Here is a 9,555-nt window from a genome sequence, read left to right on the forward strand (position 1 = left end):
GGGACCGACCGCACCGACATCGGACCGACCACATGACCGGCCGGGGTTGTCTTCTGCGGGTGGGCCGGTTATCCGGTGACGCCGGCCGCGGCGTTCGCGCGGTCGACGTACTCCTGCATGCCGGCGCCCTCGAGTTCCGCCACGTAGGTGTCCCAGTCGTCCATCGACCGGTCACCCAGGATGAACTGCGCGGTGGCCTGGAACGTCATGTCCTGCAGCGTCGTCTGCTGGAGGCCCGCCTGTTCCTGCTCGATCTCGTCGTACGCGACGGCGGGCGGGATCTCGAGCTCCTCCTTGACGGCGTTCATGTTGTTGATGTACTCGACGGCCTCGTCGCTACGCATCGACATGTCCAGCTCCTCCGTGGAGCCGTGGGCGAGCGACCAGACGCCGTTGTAGTAGCCGAAGTCGCTGTTCAGCAGCTTGGGCGCGCCGGCGTTGAGCGAGCCCCAGGTGACGTCCTCGACGAGGACGCGCTTGTCGCCGTCCCACTCGAAGGTCTCACCCTCGACGCCCCACTTCGCGAACTCCAGGCCCTCGTCGGAGTAGTACAGCCAGTCGACGAACTGCAGCATCGCGAGGAAGTGGTCGGACTCGGCGGCCTGCGCCGAGAACATGAGGCCGGACTCGCGGCGCGTGCCGCCCGCGATGTAGTCGCCGGCCGGGCCTCCCGGGACGGTGATCAGCTCGATCTCGGACGTCGTGTCGCCGATCTCCTCGAACGCGTCGCGGTACTCGAGGACCACCTGGTCGTTGGCCCCGATCGCGGCGGCCTGACCGGACGCGAACTTCTGCTCGGCCTGGTCGTCCTCCTGGGTGAGCGCCTCCGGGTCGAGCAGCCCGTCGGCGACCAGGTCGGCGAAGTACCCCACGAGCGCCCTGTACTCGTCGGAGCCGCCCGCGTACTCGTAGACGCCCTCGTCCTGGTTCCACTGCAGGCCCGCGCCGTAGCCCCAGCCCGCCACCGTGCCGAAGTTGGGCGCGGCGGCCGAGAGTGTCGCCTCGATCGGTCCGTTGATGGACCAGCGGTCCGTCATCGGGTAGTCGAGCTCGGGGTTCTCCTCCTTGATGACCCGCAGCTGGTCGGCCAGCTCGTCCCAGGTGGCGGGGTGCTCCAGGCCGGCGTCGTCCCACAGGTCCTGCCGGATGGCCACGGTGTACGCGCCGGGGATCGTCACCTCGTGGAGGCCCGGGATCATGTAGTACTTGCCGTCCTCCTGCTTCTGGGCGTCGATCTCCGCCTGCAGGTCCCACTCCTCGACCCTCTGCTGGAAGTTCGGCATGTACTGCACGTAGTCGGAGATCGGCAGGAGCGCGCCGCCGCTGACGAACTGCGACTCGTCACCGGGGTAGGTCACGGGCATGATCTCCGGGGCCTCGCCCGACGAGATCAGCACGGAACGCCGCTGTTGCATGTCCTCGAGCGGCACGTTCTCGAAGTCGAACGTGACGTTCTGGTTCTCCTCCAGGTGCTGGAGGATCGACCAGTCGTCCTGGAACGGATAGTTCGGGTGGTCGCGGTACAGCAGACCGAACTGCAACGGCTCCGTCGCCTGGAACGTCGTCCCGGCCTCGAAGTCCTCCATGTAGCCGATCTGCGACTCCATGTCGATCTCGCCGCCGGTGGGACCGTCGCCCTCCGTACCTCCTCCGCCGCACGCCGTGAGCGTGACGGTCAGAGCGGCCGCGGCGGACGCCGCGACGGCCTTGTTCCGTGTGATTCTCATTGTTCTCCTCCGGTGTTCTGAACCACGTCGTTCGTGACGCACCTTGTGTGTGACGCCGTTGGGTGAATCGTTTTCTGTCGAGGCCACGGCGGTGGTCCGTGGCGTTCGGGGGTGTGCCAGGTGCCCGACGACGGTGCCGGGCGTTCGTGCCGTCCTCGTGTCTCAACCCTTGACCGAGCCGAGCATCACGCCGGTCACGAAGTACTTCTGGACGAACGGGTAGACGGCGATGATCGGGATCACGGTCAGCAGCATCGTGACCGCCTTGAGGTTCGACCCGATCTGGACCTCCTCCATGCCCGCCTCCCGGCCCGCACCCGAGGCTCCTGCCAAGAGGTTGCGCAGGTAGAGGGTGACCGGCTGCAGTTCCGCGTCGCTCAGGTAGAGCATCGCCGGGAACCAGGAGTTCCAGAAGAAGACGGCGTAGAACAGGATCATGGTCGCGATGACCGCCTTCGACAGCGGCAGCACGATCCGGAAGAAGATGCCGTAGGTGGTCATGCCGTCGATGGCCGCCGCCTCTTCGAGCTCGCTGGGGAAGTTCTCGAAGAACGCCTTCATCACGAGCAGGTTGAACGCGCTGATGGCGTTCGGGACGATGATCGCCCAGACCGTGTTCTTGAACCCGAGGTTCGTGATCAGCAGGTAGTTGGGGATCAGGCCACCGTTGAAGAACATGGTGACCACGACCATCGCGATCACGATCCCACGACCCTTGAGGTGCTTCTTGGCCAGGGCGTACGCCATCGTGGTGGTCAGCACCATCGCGATCGTCGTACCGCCGACCGTCTGGATGATCGTGTTCCCGTACCCGGTCCAGAAGCGCTCCTGCTGCGCCAGCCACTCGAGGGTCGTCAGGTTGAAGCCCCGCGGCCAGAGATTGACCTGGCCGGCCATGATGTAGCCCTGCGAGCTGAACGCCTTCGCCGCCAGGTTGACGAACGGGTACAGGGTGACCGCGCAGATGACGACCAGCACCGTCGCGTTGACCACCCGGAAGATCGTGTAGCTCGCGGTGTCCTTGACGGTCCGGGGAACCTCCCGGACGCGGGCGATGTCGGGGACGTCGGTGGTCACCACAGTGAAGCTCCAACCGTGCGCTTCGCGATCACGTTCGCGGACAGGACAAGGGTCAGGCCGATGACGGCCTCGAAAAGACCGATGGCGGCGGCGTACGAGAAGGAACCGCTGTTGATCCCCACGCGGTACAGGTAGGTCGCGATGACATCCGCCGTCGGATACGTCAGCGGGTTGTAGAGCAGCAGGACCTTCTCGAAGCCGACCGCCATGAACGTGCCGATGTTCAGGATGAGCAGCACGACGATCGTCGGACGGATGCCCGGCAGCGTGATGTGCCAGGTCTGCTGCCAGCGGTTGGCGCCGTCGATCCGCGCGGCCTCGTAGAGCTGGTCGTCGATGGTCGTCAGGGCGGCGAGGTAGAGGATCGTGCCGAACCCGACCGTCTGCCAGATCTCCGAGGAGACGTAGATCTGGCGGAACCACTCGGCCTTCTGCATGAAGGAGATGGGGTCGTTGCCCAGTCCGGAGATGATCTGGTTGATCGTGCCGTTGATCGCGGTGAGCTCGAAGACGAAGCCGGCGACGATCACCATCGACATGAAGTGCGGCAGATAGGTGATGGTCTGCGCGACCTTCTTGAACCGGCGCGAGCGCAGCTCGTTCAGCATGAGCGCCAGCACGATCGGCAGGGGGAAGACGACGATCAGGGTCAGCGCACCGAGGATCACCGTGTTCAGGAAGACTTCCCAGAACTTCGGATCCTGGATGAACGCCTGGAAGTAGTAGAAGCCGACCCACTCGTCGCCGAACATCGAGCTGCCCGGCCGGAAGCGGCGGAACGCCACGACGTTCCCCACCATCGGCGTGTACCGGAAGATCAGCAGGTAGATGATCGGCAGGACCAGGAACGTGTAGAGGCGCCAGTCCTTGCGCAGTGCGCGGCCCCACGTGTTCTTGTTCCGCAGTTGCTGTGGCGGGCGTGAGACGCCGCCGACCACCACGGCCGGCGTGCCGACCGGCGGATCGTCTCCGCGGGCCGGTGGCGCGGCCTGGGCCGTCCCCGTGTCTGGTGCCATCGATCCCTCCGGTCACGACGGCGTGACCCGCGCCCCCCCCCCCCCCGGGGGCCGCGCACCACACCGGCGTGGATAACGTTTTTCCGAAACTATCGGCATCGGTGCCGATAGCGAAAGGTATTGATCGGGACAGTAGGTGGACAGCGGTTGCCGAGTCAAGGGTCCTTCTGTCGTGCTCAGGTCACGATCTGGCATCGCTCCGGCGATGTGCTGGAGAATGGTGGTGTACCGTCAGCCCGAAAGTTGCGCGGTCCCAGTTTCGAGAGAGGTGCCTTCGCGATGGCTCGAACAGGCTCCGGGGCGACGGCGAAGCCGGCGGCGGGTGGTCCCACCATCGCCACCATCGCCCGTGAGGTCGGGGTCTCGGTGCCGACCGTCTCGAAGGTGCTGAACGGCCGGGCCGACGTCGCCCCGGCGACCCGCGCCCGCGTGGAGGCGGCACTCGAGAAGCACCAGTACCGGCGCCGGCGGGCGGTCTCCGCGCCGACCGCGTCGGGACTGATCGATCTGGTCTTCCACCGGCTCGGGTCCGCGTGGTCGATGGAGATCATCCGCGGGGTGGAGGTCGCCGCCGGTGCCCACCGCGTCAGCGTCATCCTGTCCGAGCTCGGCGGTGAGCACCGCCCCCCGCAGGACTGGCTCGACATGACCATGTCGCGTCCGCCCCTCGGCGTCCTGCTCGTGGCGGCCAACCTCACCAGCGCCCAGCACCAGCAGCTCGATCGGCGGTCGATCCCCTACGTCGTCATCGACACCGACGGCGAACCACCGGCGGACGTGCCCTCGGTGGGCTCCGACAACTGGAACGGCGGGCTGCTCGCGACGCGTCACCTGCTGGGGCTCGGGCACTGCCGGATCGCGTGCATCTCCGGTCCCGGCGACATGCTGTGCAGCCGGGCGCGGATCGACGGGTTCCGCTCCGCTCACGAGGAAGCCGGCATCCCTCACGACCCGTCGCTCGTGGCGAACGGGAACTTCTACGTCGAGGCCGGGTACGAGCAGGGGCTGCGGATGTTGTCCGCGCCGGACCGCCCGACGGCGATTTTCGCGGGGTCGGACATGCAGGCCATCGGCGTGCTCCGGGCCGCGCACGAGCTGGGGCTGAGTGTGCCGCGCGACCTGTCCGTGGTGGGGTACGACGACCTGCCGCTCGCCTCGTGGGTGTGGCCCCCGCTGACGACGGTCCGCCAGCCGCTCACGGAGATGGGCGCGGCCGCGACGCGCATGCTCTTCGAGATGGCGGCGGGGCGGGCGCCCGCGGTCACCCGTCTCAATCTCGCCACGGACCTGGTGCTCCGGGAGTCGACGGCTCCGCCCCCGTGGTAGGGCCTGAGACGGCCGGCCCGTGCGGGCGGGTCGGCGGCCGCGTCGTGCCTAAACGAATCAACTCGGTGGTCCGGCTGGTTCGCCGTGCCGATGCCTGGTTACTGTGGCGGGCGTTCGTGGAAGCGCTCTCATCGAGGAGTCAGCGTGAAGATCAGACAGCAACGCCGCCGTCCGGCGGTCGCGGCAGTGGCGGCACTCGCCCTCACGGGCGTGGTGCTCTCGCCCGTCGCGGCGCAGGCCGAGGACGGTACCGAACTTCTGACCAATCCCTCCTTCGACGGCACCATGGACCCCTGGTGGGTCTCCGGCGGCGTCGAGTTCACCGAGTCGGCGGACGGAACCATGTGCGGCGTCGTCCCGGGCGGTGGCAACCAGTGGGACGTCATCGTCGGGCAGAGCGGGGTCCCCGTCACCGCGGGAGACACCTTCACCGTCAGCGTGGCCGCCGCGGCGTCCCCGGAGGCGTCCGTCCGCGTGATGGTTCCCGACCCGGAGACCGAGTGGCCGCCGCTCTACTACGCGGACATCACCCTCCGCGCCGACGGCCAGACGTTCACCGAGGCCTTCGACATCGCGGCCGACGCCGAGAGCGAGGTCCAGCTCCAGCTCGGCGGCAACGCCGAGGACTTCGAGCTGTGCCTGGACGAGGTGTCCCTGCTCACCGGCGGAGAGGTCGAGGAGTACGAGCCGGAGACGGGCCCCCGCGTGCGGGTGAACCAGGTCGGCTATCTCCCCGGCGGCCCGAAGAACGCCACCCTCGTGACGGACTCGACGTCGCCGGTCGGGTGGGAGCTGCGGGACGACGCGGGGACCGCCGTCGCCTCGGGTGAGACGACCCCGGAGGGCACCGACCCGTCGGCCGGGCTGAACGTTCACACGATCGACTTCTCCGACGTGGACGCCACCGGCACGGGCTTCGTCCTCGCCGCCGACGGCGAGGAGTCGTACCCGTTCGACATCGCTTCCACGATCTACGACCAGCTGCGCGCCGACTCCCTCGGCATCTACTACACCCAGCGCTCCGGGTACGAGATCGTCCCGGTGGAGGTCGACGGCCAGCAGCTCAAGACCGAGTACGTGCGCCCCGCCGGCCACGTCTCCGAGTTCGGGGGAGACGACGTCAACCAGGGCGACCTGAACGTTCCCTGTCTTCCGCCGGAGGGCGCCGTCGACAACAACGGCAACGCGCAGTACGGCGCCGACGACCACTACGGCGAGAACGGCTGGGCCTGCCCCGACGGCTACACCGTCGACGGCACCGGAGGCTGGTACGACGCCGGCGACCACGGCAAGTACGTCGTGAACTCCGGCATCTCCGTGTACCAGCTGCTGTCCACCTACGAGCGCACCCTGCACGCGGACGTCGTCTCCGACGGCGCGCTCGGTGACTCCACGCTCGTCGTCCCCGAGCGGGGCAACGGCGTGCCCGACGTGCTGGACGAGGTGCGGCACAACCTCGACTGGATGCTGAACATGCAGGTGGACGACGGCGTCCGGATGACCATCGACGGCGAGGAGTACGACGCCGGCGGTCTGGTGCACCACAAGCTGCACGACATCGCCTGGACCGGCCTGAACCTCCTGCCCCACGAGGACCCGATGCCGCGGTACGTGCACCGGCCCTCGACGGCGGCCACGCTGAACCTGGCCGCCGCGGCGGCCCAGGGCGCCCGCCTGTACGCCGAGTACGACGAGGCGTACGCGGACGAGCTGCTCGACGCCGCGCGCCGGGCCTGGGACGCGGCCTCCGCGCACCCGGACGTCATCGCACCGGACACGAACAGCGTGGACCCCAACCCGGGTGGTGGCCCCTACAACGACACCAACCTGGGCGACGAGTTCTACTGGGCCGCCGCGCAGCTCTTCCTCACCACGGGGGAGACCGAGTTCGCCGACGCGGTGCTGTCCTCGCCGTACCACGTGGGCGGCGCCGAGGGCGACATCTGGCGCGCCACCGGCTTCGACTGGGGCTTCACCGCGGCCGCCGCGCGGCTCGACCTGGCGACCGTGCCGAACGACCTGCCGGGCCGGGACGCCGTCGTCGACTCCGTGGTCGAGGGGGCGGACCAGCACGTCGCCACGCAGCAGGCCGAACCGTTCGGCCACGCCTACGACCCGGGCGACTACGACTGGGGCTCGAACCACCAGATCATCAACAACGCCGTGATCATCGCCACGGCGTACGACCTGACGGGCGACCAGCAGTACCGGGACGCGGCCCTGGAGACGTTCGACTACATCCTGGGACGCAACGCGCTGAACAACTCGTACGTCAAGGGCTACGGAACCGCGTACAGCGAGAACATGCACAACCGGTGGATGGCGTCGGCCGACCGGCTGCCGCCGCACCCGGACGGCATGCTGTCGGGCGGTCCGAACTCGGCCATCCAGGACCCGATCGCACAGGAGAACCTGCAGGGGTGCGCCCCGCAGTTCTGCTACATCGACCACATCGACTCGTGGGCGACCAACGAGATGACGATCAACTGGAACGCGCCGCTGAGCTGGCTGTCCTCGTGGGCCGACGACATGGCCGACGGGCACGACGGCGAGCCGAGCCCCGACCCGGTGCCGCCGTGCCTGGCGGACATCGACGTCGTGCACGAGTGGGACGGCGGCTTCCTGGCGAACGTCGGGGTCGTCGCGGGTCTCGAGCCGATCTCCGGATGGACGGTGACCATGCAGCTGGCGCCGGCGGCCGTCGCGCACGGCTGGAACGCGAAGTTCGGCACGTCCGGGGCGGTCACCACGGCGACCGACGTGGGCTGGAACGGAGCCCTGGCCGCCGAGGGCCGGACGGAGTTCGGGTTCATCGGGAGCGGCACGCCGCCCGAGACCATCGTCGGCGGCTGCACCCCGAGCTGACCGACACGACGCCGGAGAGCCCGGCCCGCCCGCAGTGGTGCGGGCCGGGCTGTCCGGCGGGCTGGCGGAGCGGCACCGTCGCGAGCGGACGCAGTCTCGTCCCCCCGAGCTGCGTGAGGCGGGCCGAACCGTGCGAGGGCCTGCCCGCCTTCCGGTGGGCAGGCCCTCCGCTTCGCGGTGGGTCCGACGCAGGATGTCAGCTCAGGGCGTCGTCGAGGGCCTCGAACCAGCGCGCGGCGATCTTCACGTTGCCGGCCTCGTTCGGGTGCACGCCGTCGTAGGCGTCGGTGGCGGCGTCGAAACCGGTCCACTGGTCGACGACGACGATCGGCGATCTGTCGGTCGACAGGCTCGCCGCCCACGCCGGGATCTCGGCGTTGAGGTCCATCGCCCGCCGGGGGCAGTCGGTGCAGCCGAAGGAGGCATCGGGTTCGAGCGGGATGATCTGTGCGACCAGGATCGTGGCGTCCGGGTTGAGGTCACGCAGGTCCGTGACGATCGAGGTGTACGCGTCGAGGATGCGGTCCGGCGGGACGTTCGACCAGACGTCGTTGGTGCCGAAGTGCATCAGCACGACGTCCGGCGTGTTCTGCTCCAGCCAGGCGCGTGCCTGCCCGCTCGCGACCACCTCGGTGGCCAGGGCGCCACCGTGGCCCTCGTGGTCGAGATCGGCGCCCGCCGGGGCGCAGCCCGCGTACTGCGAACCCACGAAGTCGACGTCGTACCCGGCATCCGTCACCTGCTGCCACAGGCCGCCCCGCCAGCAGCCGGGGCTGCCGGTGATCGAGTCGCCCAGCGGCATGATCCGGACCGGGCCGTCCGGCGGTGCGGTGGGATCCTCGGTCGGGGGCGCGGTGGGTGTCGGGTCCGGGGAGGGCGCGGTCTGCCCGTCGCAGAGGACGCCGTTGACCGAGATCCTCGTCGGCGTTCCGGCGCTTCCCGATCCGACGAGGCCGAACACCCGAGCGCTTTCGCCCGCTTCGATCCGTGCGTTCCAGCCGACGTCGGAGCCGGTGAACGAGGTGCCGCTCTGGCTCCAGTCGACGTTCCAGGCTGTGCTGACACCGGTGCCCGCCGGGAACTCCCAGGACAGTTCCCAGCCGTCGACGGGTTCGCCGGCCGTGATCGTGACGTCGGCCTGGAAACCACTGTTCCAGCTGTTCACGACGTCGTAGTCGACCTGGCAGCCGTTCCCGGCGGCGGCCGGGACGGATCCGAGCACCGGCAGGGCGCCGGCGCCGAGCGCGGCCACGGTCGCGCCGATGAGAAGAGTCCTTCGCGTTCGATCTGGTCGCATGTCCACGTCCTCGAGGTCGAGATCCGGAGCGGGCGGTGTGCCCGGGGGCGGACGCACCACGGGCCCGACGGGATCAGGGGACCCCGCGGGCTCAGCCTGTTCCGGGAACCGTCCGCGAACGACGGACTGAAGCGATTCACCTCCGACCCGGGGCCGAAGAGGCATCGGGACGGGCGATGCGGTCGGTCCGCTGTCGGCACGGGTCGGTCCGTTGTCGAGCGGTCGGTCCCCCGAGCGACCGACC

General features: G+C 69.0%; 6 protein-coding genes. 2 read left to right on the forward strand and 4 right to left on the reverse strand.

The window, feature by feature from the left end; genetic code table 11:
• Positions 1–68: 68 nt before the first annotated feature.
• From J0911_RS09640 to J0911_RS09650, 3 genes are all read right to left on the reverse strand, one after another.
• Complete coding sequence (locus J0911_RS09640) at positions 69–1,727, reverse strand: ABC transporter substrate-binding protein (protein WP_207275258.1); 1,659 nt, start codon at positions 1,725–1,727, stop codon at positions 69–71.
• A 162-nt stretch (positions 1,728–1,889) separates the two neighbouring features.
• Positions 1,890–2,807 carry a carbohydrate ABC transporter permease gene (locus tag J0911_RS09645; RefSeq protein WP_207275259.1) on the reverse strand — a complete coding sequence of 306 codons (918 nt, stop codon included), beginning with the start codon at positions 2,805–2,807 and terminating at the stop codon, positions 1,890–1,892.
• Positions 2,801–3,823: an ABC transporter permease gene (locus J0911_RS09650; RefSeq protein WP_207275260.1), complete on the reverse strand. Its 1,023-nt coding sequence runs from the start codon at positions 3,821–3,823 to the stop codon at positions 2,801–2,803. Before J0911_RS09650 ends, J0911_RS09645 begins: the two co-directional genes overlap by 7 nt.
• A 279-nt stretch (positions 3,824–4,102) precedes the next feature.
• Here J0911_RS09650 and J0911_RS09655 point away from each other — a divergent pair, with 279 nt between their 5' ends.
• A complete protein-coding gene (locus J0911_RS09655; RefSeq protein ID WP_207275261.1) occupies positions 4,103–5,149 on the forward strand; it encodes a LacI family DNA-binding transcriptional regulator in 1,047 nt (348 codons plus the stop codon).
• 144 nt (positions 5,150–5,293) lie between these two features.
• Entirely contained in the window at positions 5,294–8,014 is a 2,721-nt protein-coding gene (locus tag J0911_RS09660; RefSeq protein ID WP_207275262.1) for a glycoside hydrolase family 9 protein, read from the forward strand.
• A gap of 196 nt (positions 8,015–8,210) precedes the next feature.
• On the opposite strand, the gene J0911_RS09665 is transcribed toward J0911_RS09660, so the two are convergent.
• Complete coding sequence (locus J0911_RS09665) at positions 8,211–9,311, reverse strand: cellulose binding domain-containing protein (protein WP_207275263.1); 1,101 nt, start codon at positions 9,309–9,311, stop codon at positions 8,211–8,213.
• Positions 9,312–9,555 lie beyond the last annotated feature (244 nt).

This window comes from Myceligenerans salitolerans, assembly GCF_017349295.1.
Classification (GTDB): Bacteria; Actinomycetota; Actinomycetes; order Actinomycetales; family Cellulomonadaceae; genus Myceligenerans; species Myceligenerans salitolerans.

Bases quoted from the DNA above. Each gene is read 5' to 3' on its own strand.
- J0911_RS09640 (WP_207275258.1), bottom strand. From the start codon at position 1,727: ATGAGAATCACACGGAACAAGGCCGTCGCGGCGTCCGCCGCGGCCGCT.
- J0911_RS09650 (WP_207275260.1), bottom strand. From the start codon at position 3,823: ATGGCACCAGACACGGGGACGGCCCAGGCCGCGCCACCGGCCCGCGGA.
- J0911_RS09655 (WP_207275261.1), top strand. From the start codon at position 4,103: ATGGCTCGAACAGGCTCCGGGGCGACGGCGAAGCCGGCGGCGGGTGGT.
- J0911_RS09665 (WP_207275263.1), bottom strand. From the start codon at position 9,311: ATGCGACCAGATCGAACGCGAAGGACTCTTCTCATCGGCGCGACCGTG.